The 23147-nt window shown below is 44.2% G+C and carries 16 protein-coding genes; 8 read left to right on the forward strand and 8 right to left on the reverse strand.

Going from position 1 to position 23147, the window contains the following annotated elements; all coding sequences use genetic code 11:
• Window positions 1-469 precede the first annotated feature (469 nt).
• From katG to QO187_RS00240, 5 genes are all read left to right on the forward strand, one after another.
• Complete coding sequence (gene katG / locus QO187_RS00220; RefSeq protein WP_101204828.1) at window positions 470-2653, forward strand: catalase/peroxidase HPI; 2184 nt, start codon at window positions 470-472, stop codon at window positions 2651-2653.
• Window positions 2654-3048: 395 nt separating this feature from the next.
• Complete coding sequence (locus QO187_RS00225) at window positions 3049-3978, forward strand: LysR substrate-binding domain-containing protein (protein WP_057759664.1); 930 nt, start codon at window positions 3049-3051, stop codon at window positions 3976-3978.
• Between the two features lie 204 nt (window positions 3979-4182).
• Complete coding sequence (locus QO187_RS00230) at window positions 4183-6657, forward strand: membrane-bound PQQ-dependent dehydrogenase, glucose/quinate/shikimate family (RefSeq protein WP_101204817.1); 2475 nt, start codon at window positions 4183-4185, stop codon at window positions 6655-6657.
• A 346-nt stretch (window positions 6658-7003) separates the two neighbouring features.
• Window positions 7004-8005 carry an LLM class flavin-dependent oxidoreductase gene (locus QO187_RS00235; protein ID WP_101204816.1) on the forward strand — a complete coding sequence of 334 codons (1002 nt, stop codon included), beginning with the start codon at window positions 7004-7006 and terminating at the stop codon, window positions 8003-8005.
• 48 nt (window positions 8006-8053) lie between these two features.
• Complete coding sequence (locus QO187_RS00240) at window positions 8054-8218, forward strand: hypothetical protein (protein WP_156410686.1); 165 nt, start codon at window positions 8054-8056, stop codon at window positions 8216-8218.
• A gap of 110 nt (window positions 8219-8328) precedes the next feature.
• Here QO187_RS00240 and QO187_RS00245 read toward each other — a convergent pair whose 3' ends face one another.
• The 5 genes from QO187_RS00245 to ispF form a co-directional block, all read right to left on the reverse strand.
• A complete protein-coding gene (locus tag QO187_RS00245) occupies window positions 8329-9288 on the reverse strand; it encodes an AEC family transporter (RefSeq protein WP_101204815.1) in 960 nt (319 codons plus the stop codon).
• Window positions 9289-9526: 238 nt separating this feature from the next.
• On the reverse strand, window positions 9527-11422 hold the full coding sequence (mnmG, locus tag QO187_RS00250) for a tRNA uridine-5-carboxymethylaminomethyl(34) synthesis enzyme MnmG (RefSeq protein ID WP_101204814.1): 1896 nt from the start codon (window positions 11420-11422) through the stop codon (window positions 9527-9529).
• 600 nt (window positions 11423-12022) lie between these two features.
• Window positions 12023-12571: a hypothetical protein gene (locus tag QO187_RS00255; RefSeq protein ID WP_101204813.1), complete on the reverse strand. Its 549-nt coding sequence runs from the start codon at window positions 12569-12571 to the stop codon at window positions 12023-12025.
• Window positions 12572-12838: 267 nt separating this feature from the next.
• Entirely contained in the window at window positions 12839-13189 is a 351-nt protein-coding gene (gene grxD / locus QO187_RS00260; RefSeq protein WP_057759647.1) for a Grx4 family monothiol glutaredoxin, read from the reverse strand.
• Window positions 13190-13446: 257 nt separating this feature from the next.
• A complete protein-coding gene (gene ispF, locus QO187_RS00265) occupies window positions 13447-13950 on the reverse strand; it encodes a 2-C-methyl-D-erythritol 2,4-cyclodiphosphate synthase (RefSeq protein WP_101204812.1) in 504 nt (167 codons plus the stop codon).
• 260 nt (window positions 13951-14210) lie between these two features.
• Between ispF and mnmA the strand changes: the two genes are divergently transcribed.
• Window positions 14211-15437 (forward strand): tRNA 2-thiouridine(34) synthase MnmA, encoded by a 1227-nt coding sequence (gene mnmA, locus QO187_RS00270; protein ID WP_101204811.1) that lies wholly within the window; start codon window positions 14211-14213, stop codon window positions 15435-15437.
• A 212-nt stretch (window positions 15438-15649) separates the two neighbouring features.
• Complete coding sequence (purB, locus tag QO187_RS00275; protein ID WP_101204810.1) at window positions 15650-17041, forward strand: adenylosuccinate lyase; 1392 nt, start codon at window positions 15650-15652, stop codon at window positions 17039-17041.
• A 213-nt stretch (window positions 17042-17254) separates the two neighbouring features.
• Here the strand turns inward: purB and QO187_RS00280 are convergent, their stop codons facing one another.
• Window positions 17255-17440 (reverse strand): NF038104 family lipoprotein, encoded by a 186-nt coding sequence (locus QO187_RS00280; protein WP_057759633.1) that lies wholly within the window; start codon window positions 17438-17440, stop codon window positions 17255-17257.
• A gap of 190 nt (window positions 17441-17630) precedes the next feature.
• On the opposite strand from QO187_RS00280, the gene QO187_RS00285 reads away from it, so the two are divergent.
• Window positions 17631-18803, forward strand: a complete 1173-nt coding sequence (locus QO187_RS00285) for a cupin domain-containing protein (protein WP_101204809.1) — start codon at window positions 17631-17633, stop codon at window positions 18801-18803.
• A 192-nt stretch (window positions 18804-18995) separates the two neighbouring features.
• Here the strand turns inward: QO187_RS00285 and QO187_RS00290 are convergent, their stop codons facing one another.
• Window positions 18996-19688 carry a 1-pyrroline-5-carboxylate dehydrogenase gene (locus tag QO187_RS00290; RefSeq protein ID WP_101204808.1) on the reverse strand — a complete coding sequence of 231 codons (693 nt, stop codon included), beginning with the start codon at window positions 19686-19688 and terminating at the stop codon, window positions 18996-18998.
• Window positions 19689-19699: 11 nt separating this feature from the next.
• Window positions 19700-22963, reverse strand: a complete 3264-nt coding sequence (gene putA / locus QO187_RS00295) for a bifunctional proline dehydrogenase/L-glutamate gamma-semialdehyde dehydrogenase PutA (protein WP_101204807.1) — start codon at window positions 22961-22963, stop codon at window positions 19700-19702.
• Between the last annotated feature and the right edge of the window lie 184 nt (window positions 22964-23147).

A 23147-nucleotide genomic window follows, 5' to 3' on the forward strand; every position in this document is an offset into this window, starting at 1 on the left:
ACATTATTTATAGGTAATATAAAGGTAGTAGTAAAACTGACGCAGGCTTGATTGGTTAGGTGCACTCTATTGGTTTACTCTTAACTGGCGATGATAAGCAAGGGCGTTAATAATGATTGAGATAAACAAAACATCAAGTATTTTATGATTGGTAATTTAAAACTTATAATTCTTATATATTAGTTTTATAAATCCACTCAGCTTAGTTATGCTTTGTACATAAACAACGACTACCGAGATTCACGGTTTGTTCTTTCGATTATCATAGCCTAGGAGTTATACCATGTCCGACTCAACCAATAACACCACCGACAAAAACACTGCCCCAGATGCTGCTCGTTGTCCTGTAGATCACGAAAGCAACAATAATAATGCGCCTACTAACACAACCTATGATCAGGGTGATGGTCAAGGCCCAACGATCCATAGCGAAAACGTTGATAACACGCATGAGCCTGAGCGTCCGAGCATGGGTGGCTGCCCTGTTATGCATCAGGCACATACTACCACTGCATCTGCTGCGACAGATTGGTGGCCAAACGCCCTGAACTTAGACATATTGCACCAGCAAGACAAAAAGACTGACCCAATGGGTGAAGACTTTGACTATGCTAAAGCTTTTAAACAGCTAGATCTAGAAGCGGTCAAGACTGACTTAAAAAACCTAATGACTGAGTCGCAAGAATGGTGGCCAGCTGACTGGGGACACTATGGTGGTTTGATGATTCGTATGGCATGGCATTCAGCTGGTACATATCGTCGTTCTGATGGTCGCGGCGGTTCTAATACTGGTAACCAACGTTTTGCGCCATTGAACAGCTGGCCAGATAACGTCAACCTTGATAAAGCCCGTCGTCTATTGTGGCCAATCAAGAAAAAATACGGCAATAAATTGTCTTGGGCCGATTTGATGATTTTGGCAGGTAACATGGCTTATGAGTCTATGGGCTTTAAAACCCTAGGTTTTGCTGGTGGTCGTGCTGATATCTGGCATCCAGAAAAAGACATCTACTGGGGTTCTGAGCGCGAATGGCTAGCTGCTACCAAAAACCGTTACGACAGTGATGAAGAGCGCGAATCATTAGAAAATCCTTTAGCTGCTGTGCAAATGGGGTTGATCTATGTCAACCCAGAAGGTGTTGATGGCAATCCTGACCCAATCAAAACCGCACAAGACATCCGTACTACGTTTGGTCGTATGTCGATGAATGACGAAGAGACCGTTGCTCTAACCGCTGGTGGTCACACGGTTGGTAAGTGTCACGGTAATGGTGATGCGACGATACTAGAAGATGAACCAGAAGCCGCTGACGTCAAAGAGCAAGGTCTAGGCTGGCGCAATCCTAAAGGTCGTGGTAATGCAGGTGATACCGTTTCAAGTGGTATCGAGGGCGCCTGGACCACGAATCCAACTGAGTGGAACTATGAGTACTTTGATTTGTTGTTCAACCATGAATGGGCGTTGACTAAGAGTCCAGCTGGTGCGTGGCAGTGGGAACCTGTCGACATTGAGGAAGAAGACCGTCCTTTAGATGCGCATGATCCAAGTGTACGCCGCAACCCAATCATGACTGATGCTGATATGGCGATGATTAAAGATCCTATCTATCGTGAGATTTCAGAGAAGTTCCATAACAACCCAGAGTACTTTGATGAAGTATTCGCTAGAGCGTGGTTCAAACTGACTCACCGTGATTTGGGACCGAAGTCTCGTTACTTAGGTGCCGACGTACCGAGCGAAGACTTTGTATGGCAAGACCCTATTCCTACAGGTAATACGGACTTGACTGCTGATGATATTGCAACGCTAAAAGCACAGATTTTAGACAGTGACATTAGTCGTCGTGAGTTGATCATTACAGCATGGGACAGCGCTCGTACCTTCCGCGCTTCCGACTATCGCGGCGGTGCCAACGGTGCACGTATCCGTTTAGCTCCACAAAAAGACTGGGCAGGCAATGAGCCAGAACAATTACAGCGTGTACTTGAGACATTGACAATCATTCAGTCTGGCTTTGAGAAAGACGTTAGCTTAGCAGACCTTATTGTATTGGCTGGTAACGCCGCTATTGAGCAGGCAGCAAACGATGCAGGCGTAGATATTACTGTACCGTTTAATCCAGGTCGCGGCGATGCTGACGCTGAAATGACTGACGCCGAATCTTTTGCTGATTTAGAACCGCTACATGATGGCTATCGCAACTGGATTCAGGGCGACTACGCAGTATCGCCAGAAGAGATGCTACTTGATCGCACGCAGTTAATGGGATTGACAGCACCTGAGATGGTCGTATTGCTTGGTGGTATGCGAGTGCTTGATACCAACCATGGTCAAAGCCAACATGGCGTCTTTACTGAACGTGCGGGCGTGCTTACCAATGACTTCTTCGTCAATTTAACAGACATGAACTACACATGGCATCCTGTAAAAGCAGCCGACAATACTGTTAATAGCTACGAGGTACGTGAGCGTAGTACAGGAAACGTCAAATGGCAAGCAAGCCGCGTAGACTTGGTATTTGGCTCTAACTCTATATTACGTGCTTATGCTGAGCTATACGCGCAAGATGATAACTTAGAGAAATTTGTTCGTGACTTCGTCCGCGTTTGGAACAAGGTTATGAATGCAGATCGCTTTGATATTGCAAAATAAACCAAGTTTGAAGTTGGTCAATACCGACTAATTAATAGTAGTAAATATTAATAGTAATAAATAACTTTATAACTGACGAACAGCTATCTTTCAGAAGGTAGCTGTTTTTTTATGCTTAGTTTTTTATGCTTAATAGTGACCGCTCTTTATAAGTTGTTAGGTCAAATGGCTTCTCTGGATAAACAACGCTTACTGACTAAGCAGCATTTACTGAACGAATAATTTTTTAGCATTGCAAAATACAAATTCTATATTCATAATTATCATAAATTGATAGCTATTTATTATATACAAGAATAATAGCTTTGTTTTACACTACTTTATTACTGTATGTTCAGACATTTTTACTTTCATATACAGACGAGGTTTGTATATTTATACAATAGGATTAAGTTATGGCAATCGACGTAGTGGTCAACCAACGGCATTTGCAGATTCAGCTCAAACAGCTAGAAACAGTATGGCATACGGTGATTAACGGTTATAACTTAAGCCAGGCGGCGACCGTGCTACATACCAGTCAATCAAGCTTATCAAAGCATATTGCTGCGTTAGAAAACCAGTTAAAGACGGAAGTATTCGTGCGCCAAGGCAAACGCCTGACGGGACTGACCACTATGGGCACAGCGCTTATGCCTCATATCGAGTCTATCTTTGCTGAAATTCGTACCATTGAAAACCTCAGTTTAGACTTTAATAATCCTAATATCGGTACGCTGACGATTGCCACCACTCACACACAAGCGCGTTATGTACTGCCGCAAGTGGTTAAAGAGTTCAAAGATCGTTTCCCTAAGGTAAATTTGATTTTGCAACAAGCAGATCCTGAGACCATCGCTCAGATGGTCATACGTGGTCAAGCCGATATCGGTATCGCTACTGAGTCCTTGCTACATAATAATTATCTTAGATGCTACCGTTACTATGACTGGACGCATCGCGTTATCGTACCAAGTGATCACGAACTGGCTAGCCAAGAGTCTATTGACCTGCCCACACTTGCCAGCTATCCGATTGTGACCTATCACGGTGGTTTTACAGGACGCGGCGCGATTGACAAGACGTTCGACGAAGCAGGGCTGGAGCCAGATATCGTATTAGCGGCGCTCGATGCCGATGTGATCAGCACCTATGTCGGTCTAGGCCTAGGTATTGGTATCATCGCAGAAATGGCATTTGAGCCAAGTCATTATCAAAACCTGACGGCCATCCCCGTCGATCATTTTGGTCGCTTTACCAGTTGGATGGCGGTACGTGATGATGCAGAAATCCGTCAATATGGTCGCGCATTCATGGAGCTATGCCAAAAGCAATTTGCAAATTAATGAGCATTTGTTAAATAAAGTATCTCAGACTTGCTCACCCTTACTAGACTGAGCTGTGGATGATAAAATAGATTCTAGAACGTTATTCAATGTTTCTTTTATATATTATTCACACTTGTATTGATATTTGGTCGAATGAAATTGATTTGTGACTAAATATCAATACATATTAACTTGCTCTTTTGTAAACAGGTGATACCGCTCATGGAAAAACTCGTAGCGATCATTATGGCAATTTTTGCCGCCCCTCTACTCATTGGCGGCGCTTATTTATTGTCCTTAGGCGGTAGTCCTTACTACCTCATTGCTGGCGTCATTATACTAACGACAGCTTTTTTATTGTTCAAAAAACACTGGAGTGCTTACGGGTTATATGCGCTATTTATCGTAGCGACCATGGCTTGGGCACTTTGGGAATCTGGGTTCTATTGGTGGGCGCTAGCACCTCGAGTTGGCTTCCCGCTTATATTTGGTTTGCTCATGCTATTGCCATGGGTATCCAACAAAATGCGTGGGCCTAAAACTCAAGTAGCTTCAAATAGCACACCAACTATAAACAACGTTAAGAAAAGCCCTCTGTATTATTGGGGACTGCTCGTAAGCGTAATCGTAGGTGCACTACTCTCTTTTGGTAGTCTAGCTAATAATGCCACTGACAAACTCGGTGAGCTTAACTTGACTGCTGCAAATGATGACGAGCAAAACGTCAGCTCAGATGAGACCTCAGCCAACCTTGGTGATCCGTTATCAAACGGTCAGCAAACGCCAGATGGCGAATGGAGCGCGTATGGTCGTACTGATTATGGTCAGCGCTACTCACCTCTAGATAAAATCAATACCGATAACGTCAAAGATTTAGAACTGGCATGGCAAATCCAAACAGGTGATGTCAAAGGTCCTAACGATGTCGGTGAGACCACTTATCAGGCAACACCATTAAAGATTGGCAACGGTTTATACTTATGTACCCCTCACAACTGGGTACTAGCGCTAGATGCCGACTCTGGTGAGACGCTGTGGAAGTTTGATCCTCAAGTAGAGGAAAACTTACAACGTCAGCACCAAACCTGTCGCGGCGTATCTTATTATGCGGGTCAAGCGACCAGCCCCGTGCAAGTACAGAAAATTGCTGGTAATACCTTTGAAAATGCATCTAAGCAATGCGATGCCAAGATATTTATCCCAACGTCTGATGCGAAGTTGTATGCACTCGATCCAAATACTGGGCAACGCTGCCAAGATTTTGGTGATGATGGTGCATTAGACTTGATGCATAACATGCCGTTCAATCAAGCAGGTTACTATTATTCTACGTCACCACCAGTCATCGCGGGCGATACCATCATCGTCGCCGGTGCTGTCAATGATAACTATGACGTCAACTCGCCTTCTGGTGTGATCCGTGCGTATGATGTCAATACCGGTGAGCTTCTTTGGAACTGGGATTCAGGCGATCCTGATAATACAGCGCCTTTCGATGTCAATGATCCAACCCAAACTTATAAGACCAGCTCGCCAAATTCATGGTCAGTCGCTACTGCCGATGAAGAGCTTGGATTGGCCTACTTCCCTATGGGTAACCGTACGCCAGATCAGCTAGGTAGTTATCGAAATGCCGCTGAAGAAAAGTATGCAACGTCTGTTGTCGCTCTAGATATCGAGACTGGCGAAGCACGCTGGGTTCAGCAGTTTGTGCATCATGACCTTTGGGACATGGACACGCCTGCTCAGCCAACCTTACTTGATCTAGATACGGCCGATGGTGTACAGCCTGCGCTGGTTGTGCCAACCAAACAAGGTGATGTATACGTCTTGAACCGCGCAACGGGTGAGCCTATTGTACCGATTAAAGAACGTCCTGCACCGCAAGGCTATCTCATAGCGGGAGAGCACGCAGCGCCAACTCAGCCTTATTCTGGCTTGAGCTTTGAGCCTGAACCACTGACTGAAAAAGACATGTGGGGTGCCAGTCTCGTCGATCAAATGATGTGCCGTATTGAGTTCAATCAGCTCAACTATGATGGTCGCTATACCCCGCCATCAACCAATGGTAGCTTGGTCTATCCTGGTAACTTTGGTACCTTTAATTGGGGCGGTATTGCAGTCGATCCTGAGAATGGCGTGATGTTTGGTATGCCGACTTACTTGGCATTTACCTCAAAACTCATTCCTAGAGACACGTTGGGCGATGCAGAAACCAATAAAGGCGAGCAAGGCGTCAATGCCAATGAAGGTGCAGATTATGCAGTAGAATTGGGGCCCTTCTTGTCACCATTAGGCGTACCTTGTCAGCAGCCACCATGGGGCACAATCGCTGGTGCTGACCTAGCCACAGGTGATATCGCTTATCAGCGCAAAAATGGTACGGTACAAGACTTGTCTCCTATTCCTATCAAACTGGAACTGGGCGTACCTGGTATCGGTGGACCTATCATCACTAAAGGCGGCGTCGCATTCTTGTCAGCGGCGACAGAAAACAACTTCCGAGCTTATGACTTAAAAAATGGCGACGTGCTATGGAATGTTCGTATTCCAGCAGGTGGTCAAGCCACGCCAATGACTTACTTGAACTCTAAAGGTGAGCAAATGGTCGTATTGGTCGCAGGTGGTCATGGTTCAGTTGGCACAACCATTGGTGATTATGTCTTAGCTTACAAGCTTGGTGACCAAGATAAATAATGTTGCATTGGTTCTTAAGATAGTGATTATTTAATTTATCATTATCTTATAATCGACCAATTAGAGAAGCAGGTAACCTAGGTTGCCTGCTTTTTTTAATGCCATCTTTTTTTAATGCCATAGTGTAATGCTGCTAAATCCTTTTATTACCTTACTTATGGTTTATTTATCGCTTATTTTGACCAACGACAACCTGTATAAATACACCTTAATAATTGTTAAGCGAGCTTAACAACAGAGTTAACTGACTTTGTTATGATTCATTAACAGTGACTAGCGGCACTTGAAACTACCACTGTCTATAAGCATATCAGTAGAAAATAATTTACACACTACTGGAACATTTATGAGTAATAAAATCCCTTTATCTTTTTTAGATCTTGCGCCTGTACCTCAAGGCAAAACCATCGCTGAAGGCATCGCCCAAACAGTGGAAACCGCGCAGCAAGCAGAAAAATCAGGCTTAAACCGCTACTGGATGGCAGAGCATCACAATATGCCGGGCATCGCCAGTGCAGCCACCTCAGTACTACTATCGCATATCGGTAGTAAAACCGACCGTATCCGTATTGGTGCTGGCGGCGTTATGCTACCGAACCATGCCCCTCTCGTGATTGCTGAGCAGTTTGGTACTTTGCAGGCATTATATGGTGACCGTGTGGACCTAGGCCTAGGCCGTGCACCTGGTACTGATGGTGCGACGTTTCAGGCACTTCGTCGACAAATGAAAGATGCCGAACGCTTTCCACAAGATGTGCAAGAGCTGATGTATTTCTTAGGTAATGATACAGATGGCAGCCCTGTACAGGCATTCCCTGGCACAAAATCAGGCATACCGATTTGGATATTAGGCTCTTCTCTATTTGGTGCGACTTTGGCTGCACATTTAGGACTACCTTATGTGTTTGCCTCTCACTTCGCCCCGCAAATGCTTGGGCAAGCAATTGAGGCTTACCGTGAACAGTTTAAACCGTCTGTCTATCTAGATAAGCCTTATGTGATGCTAGCTGCAAACTTATTGCTGGCTGATGATGATGCGACCGCCGAGTATCATTTTACTTCAGCACAGCAGAGTTTTGTACGTCTGCGTCGTGGCGAAACAGGTCAAATGCCTAAGCCTACCCACGATATGGACAGTATCTGGAGTCAAGCAGAGAAAATGATGGTAGACAATGCATTGTCAGTATCATTCATTGGCTCTGTCGACACGGTCAAACCAAGACTCGCTGCGTTTTTGGCAACCTATCAGCCAGATGAGCTGATTGTGACGGCCAATATATATGACCAAGCTGCCCGTATCCGTTCACTTGAACTTACACCGGAGCTAAACTTATTTACTTTACAATGAAATGAGACACTTGCATAATTATTGATGAACCTTAACTGGATTTTTGACATGGAAGCAACTCCCATTATCGGTGCATCGCTCATGATTGGCTCGTCGATATTTATGTATATCGTTGCCTTTCTTGCAGTTATGGCTATCGGTGGTTATTTAACCTATCGTACTAGTCCAAAGCGCAAGCAGCGCCGTGAAGACAAGCGTAATAGCGAACGCTAGATTAATACCAGAAGCCCTCTTTTCTTATTTGAAAAGAGGGCTTTTTTAATGCTGTTAAAATTAGATAAGGCGAAAGTACTTACTTATTTAAAGATAGTATAAAATCTGTATTACATTAATCCAAGGGCACGTAACGTCGCTGCCCCAATCGCCATACCAAACATGCCGACAACAGTGGTAAATGCCAAAATATTAGCCGCCAATACATCATTACCACCCATTGCTTTTGCCATGACATAGCTGGCTGCAGCTGTTGGTGATGCGACCATCAAAAACAACACCCCCATATGCACACCTGACAACCCAAACCCGAGCCCAACAGCGATCGCAATCAATGGTGCAATGACAATCCGACCAATACTTGCCTGCATGGATAAGCCCGAAGGGTGCAACATAGACTTTAGGTTAATACTAGCACCCGCACAGATCAGGGCTAACGGCAGAGCCACCGCTGCTAATAAGTCGCCAGTCGTATGAATCACCCCTGTAAGTGGTGGCAATGGCAGTGCTTTATAGACGAATGCCCCAACCAATGCCAAAATTAGAGGATTGGTCAGTAACTTTTTCACAATCATCGTCCCGCGACTAATCCATGTATCATCCACACTTTTGGATACACGGCTTAGAGTAATAACCGCTAAGATATTAAACAGTATCGTCACCACGCCCATATAGACAGCGCCGATACTCAATCCTTGTGCGCCGTAAGCGTTGGCCACGGTTGCAAGGCCAATGATGGCCATGTTGCTACGGAATACGCCTTGTACAAACACGCCTTGGTCCTCAGGACGCTTGACGAAGCGTTTGGCATAGAACTCTGCGCCAATAAATAATATAAACGTCACTAAGATACCAACAAGGATAAGCGTAATTTGCTTACCATAATCGACGTCGCTATCAACCACGCTAAAAAACAATAAACACGGCAAGCAATAATTAAAGACAAAACTTGATGCCTGATCGATAAAAGTTTGGCTTGCTTCACCACGTCGTTGCATAAAAAAACCCAACCACATTAAGGCAAGGTTGGGTAAAACAATGGTAATAGCAAAAACAATAGCATCAATCATAAGTAGACTCAGTTCGGTGACAAGCCCATGAATATATGGACATCAGCGAGACAAATTAACAAGTAATAAGAAAATTTACTGACCTAGTATAGATACAAAGTAGTAAGTAGGACAAGGTTACATGTGACTTTCTTTTAAAACTAACGGTTTTTTTGACAAACAAAAGCCCGTAACGAAATGTCGTTACGGGCTTTTTAACTATAAGTGCTTTATTATAAAAGGCTTTATTGCATAGCTATTATGAGTCCAATGCAGCTTTTGCTTTTTTATGCTTTTTAACCGTCATCGCCAATAACTGAATGGCGGCAGGTGTAACCCCACTCACTCGTCCGGCTTGGGCTAAAGTCGAAGGACGGACTTGCGTGAGTTTCTGTACAATCTCATTTGATAGTCCAGATACGACGCTATAGTCAAAGTCCATCGGTAGTGCGGTATTCTCGAGACGTTTCATCTGATCGATGTCTTCTTGCTGGCGATCGATATAGCCTGCATATTTAACAGAAATCTCTATCTGCTCACCTACTTGTGGATCAACAGTTGAGTCCGTGATAGCCGCGATATCAGCAAAATGTATTTGCGGACGCTTTAGCAAATCAAAGGCAGTCGACTCTTTAGACAGCACTTCACCTGTTTGCTCGGCTACTTGCTTACCTAAAGCATTAGCAGGCGTGGCCCACATATCTTTTAGGCGTGAAGTTTCTGTCGCGATAGCTTCCATTTTTTCTTGATAGGCTTGCCAGCGTATATCGTCTACTAGACCTAGCTTACGACCAGTCTCTGTCAAACGCTGATCGGCATTGTCTTCACGTAAGAGCAAGCGATATTCTGCACGGCTCGTAAACATACGATACGGCTCGGTAGTACCGTGGGTAATCAAGTCATCGACAAGCACACCGAGATACGCTTCATCACGGCGTGGTGTCCACGTGTCAAACTCGCTATTATTAGTGGTGACCAATGCTGCGTTTGTACCTGCCAATAAACCCTGCACGCCCGCTTCTTCATAGCCCGTCGTACCATTGATCTGGCCAGCAAAATACAGACGATCGATAGATTTCGTTTCTAGCGTTGGTTTTAGGTTTTGCGGATCAAAGTAATCATACTCAATCGCATAACCTGGACGAGTAATATGGGCGTTTTCTAAGCCTTTCATACTATGAATAAAGTCTAACTGCACATCAAATGGCAAACTGGTTGAGATACCATTTGGATATAGCTCATGCGTGGTCAGACCTTCTGGCTCGATGAAAATCTGATGGCTGTCTTTATCCGCAAAACGATGAATTTTGTCTTCGATAGATGGACAATAACGCGGACCCACACCTTCGATTTTGCCAGAGAACATCGGTGAGCGGTCTAAATTTTCGCGAATAATATCATGGGTGCGCGCATTAGTATGGGTGATATAGCAGTTGACCTGCTCAGGATGCATAGACACATCACCCATATAGCTCATCACTGGCAATGGCGTATCACCCGGCTGTACAGTCATCACGCTGAAATCAACACTACGCGCATCGATACGTGCCGGCGTACCTGTCTTCAGACGACCAACTGGCAGTTTAAGCTCACGTAAACGATCTGCCAATTTGATAGAAGGCTGATCCCCTGCACGGCCACCATTTGAATTCTCTAAACCAATATGAATGACACCGCCCAAGAAAGTCCCTGAGGTCAATACGACTGTTTCGGTCTTAAAGACAATACCTGTAGAAGTCACAACAGCCGTTGCACGACCATTCTCTACCAAGATATCATCAGCGGCTTGCTGGAATATATCTAGGTTTGGCTGGTTCTCTAGCGTATGACGGATAGCCGCTTTGTACAAGATACGATCTGCTTGCGCACGCGTGGCACGAACGGCAGCCCCTTTACGACTATTTAGTACGCGAAACTGGATACCCGCTTTGTCCGTTGCCAGCGCCATTGCACCGCCTAGCGCATCAATCTCACGCACTAAATGCGATTTACCAATACCGCCAATCGCAGGGTTACAACTCATCTGCCCGAGCGTCTCGATATTATGCGTCAACAATAAGGTCTGTGCGCCCATACGTGCAGCCGCCAGAGCAGCTTCTGTGCCAGCATGACCACCGCCTATCACTATCACGTCGTAATGTTTTGGGTATTGCATGTGTGCCTCACTTGACTCATAACGCTGCTGATTGCCATATCCTATGTTCAAATAAGAGAACAGTCAGCAAATAAACGTCAGTCGAATTTATAAAAAGGTAACGACTCAGATAAGTCGTTCATAATTGGTTAGGGCGTGTTCTTATTTTGAAAATGGTGATAAAAATGAGGTAAATTGCAGCCAAACAAGGAAAATAGCGCAGATAATATCAGGATACTAACCAGCTATTTGACATAGTTTGGCAATATTTAACCATTTTTAGCCCATCCAGATGCTTTTGTTCAGATTAAGGACACGCCCTGAATAACCCATAATTATAACAATTTTTTGATACTTAAAAAACGTTAGAACAAAAACTATTAAAATTAAGCGAAAAGTTCTCCACTCTGGTTACTGTCTTGTTAGTTGTTGACTTACTAGGGCGTGTCTTTATTTCAAAAATGGTGATAAAAATGAGATAAATTGCCGTCAAACAAGAAAAATAGCGCAGATAATATCGGGATATTAAACAGCTATTTGACGATGTTTGGCAAGATTTAGCCATTTTTAGCCCATTTAGATGACTATCGGATGAATTGAAGACACGCCTTAGTTACTGTTTTAATCATCATTTTGATTATTGTTGCCAGGGCTAAGCGGTACGATCTGATCTGACTGCCCACTAGACAGCATATGATGGCTACCATACCCTTCTGGATTGATCTGTAGATAGGCGTTCATTTGACCAATCGCTTCACCATCATCACTCGCCAAAATCTGCGCTTTGATGAGCTCAACTGGCGGTAATGGTAAGTTTTTGAGCAATGCTAAACGCTGATGGTTATCACCCTTGTTGACTACCAATTCGATAAGCTGACGGGCATCGATTGGCAAATCTGGTGTGTTCTGTGCTAACAGTGCCAAATGATAAGCACCTGCAGGATCTTGGTCTACAACGATGCGCTGCTCGATAGCCACATATGTCGCTTCAGTTGCACCGCCCGCCACACTAAGCTGATGAATACACTTAAGTGCTGAGTATGACTCAGTATTAGCAATCTCAATAATGCGTGTAGATTCATTTTTTAAACGTTCACGGCGTTTTTCGATCATTGCCTGTTCAGCCGCTTCTCTTTGCTCATTTAATTGTTCGCTGGTTTGGTTATTCATAAAGCTCTCTTACTCATCTGATAATTATTATTTATATCGCTGGTATCTTGGACACTATATGGGGGTAAATCCTATAAAAACAACGAGGCCTAATGACATAGGCGCGTGGAAACACTAATAGGGACAATAATAAATACGGTACTAACGATACTAATAGCGACAATAAAAAAACCCAAATAGCCATCAAATGACTACTTGGGTTTGCTGTGCTCGTGTCTTGCAAAGGCTAATTGGACATTAAAGACATCCAATTCACACTTTCAAGTATTAAGCAGCAGGGCTGTTTGCTTCAACCAATGGCTTTAGCTCGCCTGATTGATACATTTGTAAGATGATGTCTGATCCGCCCATTAGCTCGCCATCAATCCATAACTGCGGGAACGTTGGCCAGTTAGCGATTTTTGGCAACGTTGCACGAATTTCTGGGTTTTCTAAAATGTTTACAAACGCAAATGGACGACCAATCTGAGTCAACACTTCGATAGAGCGCGCTGAAAAGCCACACTGTGGAAATTGCGGTGTGCCTTTCATGTAGATAATGACTTTATTGTCACGGATTTGATCACGGATCAATTGTTCAACGTCGTTTGCAGCAGTGTTTGGGGTTTGCTCACTCATAAAAGCTCCTATTGATAAAGCGGTTCATTAAAATGATTATTGGTGGTGTTCTAAAAAGTATGCTGGCGATAGAAGCCAATAAAAAATCTATGCTAAGTTCTCTGATTCTATAGGGCTTTCAAGGCTTCAAAAACTGTTCAAGTTTTAATCAGCATACTTTTTGACACACCACCTGATTATTTATATAAAAATAATTGTATAAAGACGTGGCTGATACATGGGGCGACTGCCGCTGTATTACAAGCACGAATTTCGATCTATGTAGGTTCAACAGTATTAGGGACTAATAATACCACGGCATTGGCCATGATGCCCTCTTGACGACCCGTAAATCCCAATTTTTCAGTCGTGGTCGCTTTTACACTGATATTGCTAATATCTGTTTGTAAGTCGCTAGCGATATTAGCGCGCATTGCTGGATTATGCGGCGCTAACTTTGGACGCTCGCACATTACCGTAATATCAGCATTACCTAGGCTATAACCAGCCTCTTGCACTTTACTATAAACATAACGCAGCAATACTCGTGAATCCAATCCAGCATGTGCCGCATCGGTATCGGGAAAATGCTGCCCGATATCGCCAAGTGCTAAAGCACCAAGAAGCGCATCAGCCAATGCGTGCAAGACCACATCACCATCAGAGTGTGCCAGCAAACTGTGAGTATGCTCAATAGGCACGCCTGCTAGAATGACATATTGTTGCTGCTGACCATTATTATGAAAAGCATGAACATCGATACCTTGACCAATTTTTATCATTATTATTCCAAGATGAGTTAAAGGTGATTAAAATAATTCAAAACCACTATCTGAATTTTCAAAGTGGTTTTACTAGTAGCCAGACATCATCGGTCGCCACCAGTTTCAATTAACTGGTATAATATGGTGTTTATTTTATCATAATACCAGATCCAAAAGACAAGCTGACGTTGTGGTGCTAAGACTACGTATTGTAGTGATTGCATAATTTTTAGCGTCAATATGTACTTTGGATAACGTATAAATAGTTGAGCCGTTTTATGTCAGCCATACAAGATACTTCAAGCACAACCGTTTCTGAGTCTTTTAATGCTCATCGCCCTTTAACACTTGCTGATGTCGAAAATCCTAGCACCAAGCATGTGATTGTCGGTATGTCAGGTGGGGTCGATTCTTCTGTATCAGCCGTATTACTTCAGCAGGCAGGCTTCAAGGTCGAAGGCTTGTTTATGAAGAACTGGGAAGAAGATGACGGCACCGAATACTGTACGGCGATGGATGATCTAGCAGACGCGCAAGCCGTATGTGACAAAATCGGTATGAAGCTGCACACGGCCAACTTTGCTATGGAATACTGGGATCGCGTATTCGAGCACTTTTTGGCGGAATATAAAGCAGGACGCACCCCAAACCCTGATATCTTGTGCAATAAAGAAATTAAGTTTAAGGCGTTTTTGGACTATGCGTTGACCCTTGGGGCAGATTATATCGCTACAGGTCACTACACGCGCCGCAGTGTGAACTATACCAATGCTGAAGGTGACGAGGTTGCTCAGCTCTTACGCGGTCTTGATAACAATAAAGACCAAAGCTATTTCTTACATGCGGTTGGCGGTGACAAAATCGCCAAAACGCTATTTCCTGTTGGTGAGCTTGAAAAGCCAGTGGTACGTCAGATAGCTGAAAAGCATGACCTAGCGACGGCTAAAAAGAAAGACTCTACGGGTATCTGCTTTATTGGTGAGCGCCGCTTTAAAGACTTCTTGCAGCAATACCTGCCTGCCCAAAAAGGCGAGATACTTACTGATGATAATAAAGTCATCGGTACTCATGATGGCCTCATGTATTACACATTGGGTCAACGCGGCGGCATCGGCATTGGCGGGGTTAAAGACCGTCCTGAAGAACCGTGGTTTGTATTGGCAAAAGACTTAGAGAAAAACCGTTTAATCGTCGGTCAAGGGCATGAACATCCCATGCTAATGAGCAACGAGCTAAAAGCCTATAAGCTTGATTGGATTGATGGTTTACCACCTGCGGATGTGTTTAGCGACGAAGGTCTAGCCTGTATGGAAAAGTCTCGCTATCGCCAGCCAGACCAAGCGTGTCGCGTATTTGCGATCAATGCTGATGGCAGCGAAGTGCGTGTGGTATTTGATGAGCCACAGCGCGCCGTCACCCCTGGTCAGTCAGCGGTATTTTATATCGATGAAGTATGTCTGGGCGGCGGCGTGATTGAATCTATCGATGCACCTTGCGGATTTTAATTGATTCCTAAGACCCAACCTAAAGCACAGATGTTGACGCAGTGAATAACATAATTTTAACGAACGTCAACATCGCTTTATTTGCATAGACCGCTTTTTTAATATTATATTTCTGCTATATTACGCGCAACGATTTCGACGTCGTTTATTATATGGTAATTTTTTATCCAGACTCTTGCAGTTTTTTATTTCATAACTACTGAGGCATAACCATGACCCCACTTACCGCTCTCTCTCCAATTGATGGTCGTTACGCATCAAAGGCTGACAGCTTACGTCCTTATTTATCTGAATTTGGTCTAATCAAAGCTCGCGTTACGGTAGAGATTCGCTGGTTGCAGTCTTTGGCTGACAACAGCGCAATTGGTGAATTAGCAGCATTTGATGACCAGACCAACGCTTTTTTGAATGCAATCGTTGATGATTTTAGCGAAGCAGATGCCCAAGCTATCAAAGACATCGAAGCGACGACCAATCATGATGTAAAAGCGGTTGAGTACTTTATCAAAGACAAGTTCCGTGGTCAGGATGCCTTGATTGACTCACTTGAGTTCATTCACTTTGCCTGTACCAGTGAAGACATCAATAACCTATCGTATGCATTGATGCTCAAAGACAGCCGCGAGCTGGTCGTTGCGAAAATGCAGCAAGTGACTGATAGCATCGTCGACTTATCTATTGCTCATGCTGATCAGCCAATGCTATCACGCACACATGGTCAGACAGCCAGTCCAACGACATTGGGTAAAGAGATGGCAAACGTGGCCTACCGCCTAGCCCGTCAAATCAAGCAAATCAATCAAGTAGAGCTATTAGGTAAAATCAATGGCGCCGTTGGTAACTATAATGCGCATTTTTCAGCGTATCCTGACGTCGACTGGCAGAGCCATGCTGAAGCGTTTATCAATCAGCGTCTTGAGTTAACGTTTAACCCTTATACGACTCAAATCGAGCCACACGACTATATCGCTGAGTTGTTTGATGCCGTTAAGCGCTTCAATACCATCTTGATCGATTTTAACCGTGATATCTGGCAATATATTAGCTTAGGCTATTTCAAACAGCGCCTAAAAGACGGTGAGGTTGGCTCTTCTACCATGCCGCATAAAGTTAATCCAATTGACTTTGAAAACTCTGAAGGTAACTTAGGCGTTGCCAATGCGATGCTAGCCCATTTGGGTGAGAAGTTACCAATTTCACGTATGCAGCGTGACCTATCGGACTCAACAGTGTTGCGTAATATCGGTGTTGGCCTAGCCCAAAGCATGATTGCGTTTGACGCTTGCTTAAAAGGCGTGGGTAAACTTGAGCTAAATGCACAGCGTTTAAATGATGATTTGAATCAAGCACAAGAAGTGTTGGCAGAACCGATTCAAACGGTCATGCGTCGCTACCGTGTTGAAAACCCGTATGAAAAGCTAAAAGCCTTGACTCGTGGTAATGCCATGACTCGTGAAGCCATGCTAACGTTTGTCGAAAGTGATGAGCTATCAGCAGTTAGTGATGTGGACAAAGAACGTCTACGTGCATTGACGCCTGCTACTTATATCGGTAATGCCGCTGAGCAAGCACGCGCTATTAAAGAATGGATTGCCAAGCTTTAATAGCTAATAAGAGCATACTGATAATGGAATCAGTCTAGAAAGGTAGGAGCGCCTAGTATTATTTACTCGCTCCTATCTTGATAGTAATTTTATCTTATTCACTTATTATCTTAATAGCTATTGTCTGAATAAACAGTAACCTTACTTTGAATACTATGACTGGTTTTGATTCGATTGCTTTTGATTCAAAACCCATAGTCGATAAGTAAGGTTTTATTTTTTATCATCATCGTCATCACTGTCGCCCGGTATGATGGCTTTACCCACAGCAACGGTTCCTTTGACCACGCCTTTGGTAGTTTTATAAGCGATTTTTGCGGGTACTGTGACAATTTTATGGACACAGGCCTGTAGCAAAAATACGCTAGCGATGATGACAACAAAATGCAGCTTTTTCATAACGTTCCTACGATTGAGTGGGTGCTCTGCTGACAGCTATTATTTTGATAATCGTTATTGCTTATATGTACTATATAAACGTCACCAAAATAATAGACATCAAATAGATGACAATCTTAAACTATTAAAACCTTCCTATAAAGCATCCCTTATTATTAATCTTGTACACCGCCAAAATATGGATTTATCAATGACTTCTATTCCTCTTTGTTTACCCGACTCTATCACGCCTAAGCAATTCCTGACTAAATATTGGCAAAAGAAGCCACTGCTTATTAAGCAAGGGTTGCCGCAGCTAGTTGATATGTTTGAGCCAGATGACATGATTGGTCTTGCACTTGAAGAAGATGCTAGCGCAAGACTGCTGACACAAGCAGCCAGTAAAAAAGAAGGTCAGGCACAGTGGCAACTCAAAAAAAGCCCACTGAGTGAGACTGATTTTGAAAACCTACCAGAGCAATGGACCGTATTGGTACAAAATCTTGAACAATGGTCACCAGAACTTGGTCAGTTGTGGCAAGCATTTGACTTTATTCCGCAATGGCAGCGCGATGACATCATGGTCTCTTATGCGCCAGCAGGTGGGTCGGTTGGTAAACATTATGACGACTACGATGTGTTTTTGGCACAAGGCTATGGCTCTAGACGTTGGCAACTAGGCAAATTCTGTGATGACCAGACAGAGTTTGTTGCTGATGAGCCGCTGCGTTTATTTGACGACATGGGCGAACTGATCTTTGATGAGATACTAGAAGCAGGTGATGTCCTTTATGTACCGCCTAAATTATCACATTTCGGTGTGGCACAAGATGACTGTCTGACTTTCTCGTTTGGTTGCCGCCGTCCAAACCTGATGCAAATCATCGATAGTGTGGCCGATATTGCGACTAATGACAGCAAGCTATTTATCCCGATGCTACTACCGCAAGCACTACAAGCGTCAGGTGAATTGCAAGCAGATAGTATTGCCGCTATCAAGGCGCAATTGCTGGCGATGCTACAGTCTGATCGCGGTGATGACATGATTCGCCAAGCAGTCTCTGAGGTGGTTAGTAAGCGTCAATATGATGCGCTGATGCCAGAAGAGACGTTAGATACCGATGAGCTAATGCAAGCGCTATCAGAAGGGGCCACATTGCAGGCGGACTATAGCAACCGCCTACTCTATAGCCAGACCACTGATGGCACCGTGCTATATGCCAATGGTCAACGTATCGATGGGCTCGATGAAGCGGCGATAGCATTACTAGTACGCTTGGCCAATGGTGAAGCATTACAACATAGAGACGTCACCGATGTTGATGCAGATGATTTGAGCGAATGGCTAGAGAACGGCTGGGTATGGGTGGATATTGCCGAATAAAATTCCATAATCAAATTTCAGCCAAACAGCGCAAATAAAAAAAACCGCTATCTGATAATTACTCAGATAGCGGTTTTTTCTTATACATCTTATACAGTTACTAGTTTGGCATTTATAGCGCTACCAAACACGGCTTAGTCTTTATGAAAGTTGGTATAAAAGCTAAGCGGATTCGTAATTAATGCAGTTCTTCTACTCTGTACCAAGCTCAAGCAAGCTCGCGTTACCACCGATTGCTGTGGTATTGATAGTCTTGACTCGCTCAGTGACAAAACGATGCAGATAATCAGGCGTTAGCATTTCTGACAAACCTTCCATATCAGTGACACTGATAACCTGTGTCAAAATACCGTCAGTATTGGCAAGCTCTTGACTGATAGCTTGCACTTCGCTGCGGCTACCAGAGACAGCCACTTGTGCTAGACGATCGATATATAAAAGCGTGACTGTTTGCGAATCGTTAGCCACACTCAATACATCTTCGCTGATACCTGTGTCGTGCAGTATCTTAGCAGCTTCATTACACATCTCATCTTGGCTTGGGCAATGCAATATAACTTCATTACCTGTCAACAATGCCGCGATAAGCTGACCTAATACTGCCATGGCTCTAGCAGTTTCGCCACCGATGACCATCGTCTTACCACGACCAGTCACATACAAGTCATTGGACTCGCCTGTTGCCCCTGTCATACGATGCATCTCATCCAAGCTAGGCGCAGCGCTCAACAAATGGTTGAATAAACGCTTTGCTTTATTAGCGTCACCAGTGAGCAATGCCAGTTTTGGAATGGCTGCTTGTAGATACGTTGCGCGGTTGACTGCGCCGAGTAATCGCCAAGATTCACAAACCTGGGCATGATTTTTTTTGAATTCAGTCGCCATGTTGCTACTCCTTATGCGAGTTCTGTTTGAGTGGTAGTTTGGGTTTCAGTTGCTGTCATATGAGCAGCTGACTGTTCAGCATTGACTGATTCTGAGCTAAGTTGCATGAGACGCGCGACATAGTGCGGGCCACCAGCTTTAGGACCAGTACCAGATAGACCACAACCACCAAATGGCTGTACGTTTACGACCGCGCCGATTTGGTTACGGTTGATGTAAGTGTTACCGACAAATGCGCGGCGCTCAATGTGCTCAACAGTATTTTCGATACGGCTATGGATACCTAACGTCAAACCAAAGCCTGTATTGTTGATGGCATCAATCAGCTTATTCAAATCACGCGCTTGATAACGTAGTACGTGTAGGATTGGGCCAAAGTGCTCACCACCGATCACATCGATGCTCTTCACTTCGATTGCGGTTGGCAATACAAAAGTAGACTTCTCTTGACTGACGACTGAGCTTGAGCTCATCGGCGTCTGTGCCAAAATAGTAGCAGTCGGCTCAGCACTCATACGTTCGATGTGCGCCTCTAAACCATGCTTAGCATCCGCATCAATTACTGGACCTACATCTGTCGCAGCATATAGAGGATTACCTACAGACAGCTCAGCCATATTGCCTTGCAACAGCTCGATTAAATCATCCGCCATCTCTTCTTGTACACACAATATGCGACAAGCTGAACAACGCTGACCTGCTGAACCAAATGCTGATAGTACCGCATCTCTAACGACTTGCTCTGGCAGTGCTGTTGAATCAACGATCATTGCGTTTTGACCGCCAGTTTCAGCGATAAAGACCGGCAATTCGCCACTGTTTTGTGCATGATCATTTAGGCTTTGGTTGATACGTTGGGCTGTTTGAGTAGAACCTGTAAATATCACACCTGCGATATTATCAGCAGCCGTCAAAGCACCACCTACGTCGCCTGCACCAATGACCAATTGCAATGCTTCTGCAGGTATACCCGCTTGATACATCAACTGGGCACCAAAGTGAGCTACCAAACTGGTTTGTTCAGCAGGTTTCGCTACTACGGTGTTACCTGCAGCAAGTGCAGCTACAATCTGTCCCGTATAGATAGCCAATGGGAAGTTCCATGGACTGATACAAACGAAAGTGCCACGTGCTTTATACACTTGACGAGACTGCTTACCAGCCAAGTCTGTGAACTCATGTACGACGTCATCTAGACGCTCTGCTTCGTCAGCATAGAAACGACAGAAATCAACGGCTTCTTTGATTTCATCGATGCCATCTTGCATGGTTTTACCCGCTTCAACTTGGCATAGTGCCATTAGCTCAGCGTAGTTCTCTTCGTATAGCTCAGCAATCTTACGTAATATCTCAGCACGCTTAGCTGCTGGTACATTTTTCCATACATCTTGACCAGCAACAGCAACGTCAATCGCTTGGCGAGCCACTTCAGCATTGGCATAAGTTACTTCACCAGCACTAACTTCATGATTCCAAGGCGCAAGTACAGTCTGCTTATCAAGCTGATTCGTTTGACCATCTACTTCATAGGTATCAACAGCTTTACCATTAATAATAGAGGTTGCTGACCATGTCTTATGCAGATGGCTATCAATAGCTGATTTGAACGGCAACCATTGTGACTCTACAAAGATATTAGGGCCAAAACTTGCACGACGTTCACCGTAAATCTCTAACGGTAACGGGATGTCTGGATTGTGCAATGTTGCATTACCAAGCAGCTTGTCGTATGGATGCACTGTTAGCTTTTCGATTGGATAAGACTTGTCTAGCAACTGATGAACAAACGAGCTGTTGGCACCGTTCTCAAGCAAGCGGCGTACCAAGTACGGTAGCAAGTCTTTATGTGCACCTACTGGCGCATAGATACGTACAGGAATCTCATAAGCTTGCAAAATATGATCGTAAAGTGCATCGCCCATGCCGTGCAGACGTTGGAATTCAAAGTCTCTATGTGCACTCATGGTCATGATTGATGACAGTGTATGCGCATTATGCGTCGCAAACTGTGGCCAGATTAGACCGCGCAGATGGTCTGACAATAAGAAGCGCGCACAAGCAAGGTATGCAGTATCCGTACCTTCTTTACGTGTCCAAACGGGATAGCCTGATAGACCTTTTTGCTGAGCAAGTTTGATCTCAGTATCCCAGTAAGCGCCTTTTACTAGACGTACTGGTATACGATCACCGACTTCAGTAGACAAACGAGCCAGCCATGCTAATACAGCGATAGCACGTTTAGAGTACCCTTGTACAACGATACCTAAACCATCCCAGTCCGCCGTTAAATTATCACGGTACAAAGACTCAAACAGTTTTAGAGAAATCTCAAGGCGATCTGCTTCTTCAGCATCAATACTGATATCGACATTGACTTCACGTGCCGCTTCAATCAATAGCAGGCAGCGCTGACGCAATAAGCCCATTACTTGCGCTTCTTGCGTGGCTTCATAGCGAGGATGTAGTGCTGATAATTTGATAGACACTGACGGCTTTGGCATGCCTTCTTTGACTTTTACGTTGGCCGTAGCTCTGATCGCATGTAGATAGTCATTGAAGTATTTTTCCGCATCTTTATGCGTGATCGCCGCTTCACCTAACATATCAAATGAATAGGTATAGCCTCTATTACGATATGGTTGGCTGTTTTTATTGGCGTCTTCGATGGTCTCGCCCAATACAAACTGATGGCCCATGATACGCATGGCTTTTTGCATCGCACTGCGAATGACAGGCTCACCCATCTTCTTAGTCATGCGATCCAAGAAACCTGATGCAGTGGTGCTGCTGTCAATACTGACAACGCGACCAGTCATCATCATGCCCCAAGTAGAAGCATTGACCATAAAGCCATTGTCATTTTTGATGTGCTTTTTCCAATCTGCCACACTCATTTTGTCATGAATCAACGCATCAGCCGTATAGTTGTCTGGCACACGAATCAAGGCTTCTGCCAAGCTCATTAGCAAGATACCTTCTTGGGTATCGAGGCTATACTCAAGCAATAATGAGTCAACCATCTTGACGGCTTTACCATCATTACGTACGTGCTCGACCAGTTTGCGCGTTTGCTCAGCAGCAGCATCGCGTTCTTCTATACTGGGTTTGGCAAGTGGCAATAACTCAGACAACCAACGTTCTTCATCTGCGCTATATAGTGGCGAAATACGTTTATTTAGCGCTTCTGCTGACTGGGCGAGATACTCAGGCGACAGCATATCAACAGGATTAAACAAGATCGGCTCTTGCGGGGTAAACTGGTCTACTGGGTTCATAATAACTCCATAACTATCGTTTAAAAACCATAATAAATGGTGCTTTAGGAAGTCTGATCGTCCTGTATAACTGCTCATAACCGCTATCAAAAAATAGTGGTTATTGACGGATATTCACAGCAATAATCAAAAGACCAAACGGCGCCATCACAAAACTAAAAATCCAGCATAGGCTGGAGACGGT

It is taken from the genome of Psychrobacter sp. Arc9, from assembly GCF_041431295.1.
Taxonomy (GTDB): domain Bacteria; phylum Pseudomonadota; class Gammaproteobacteria; order Pseudomonadales; family Moraxellaceae; genus Psychrobacter.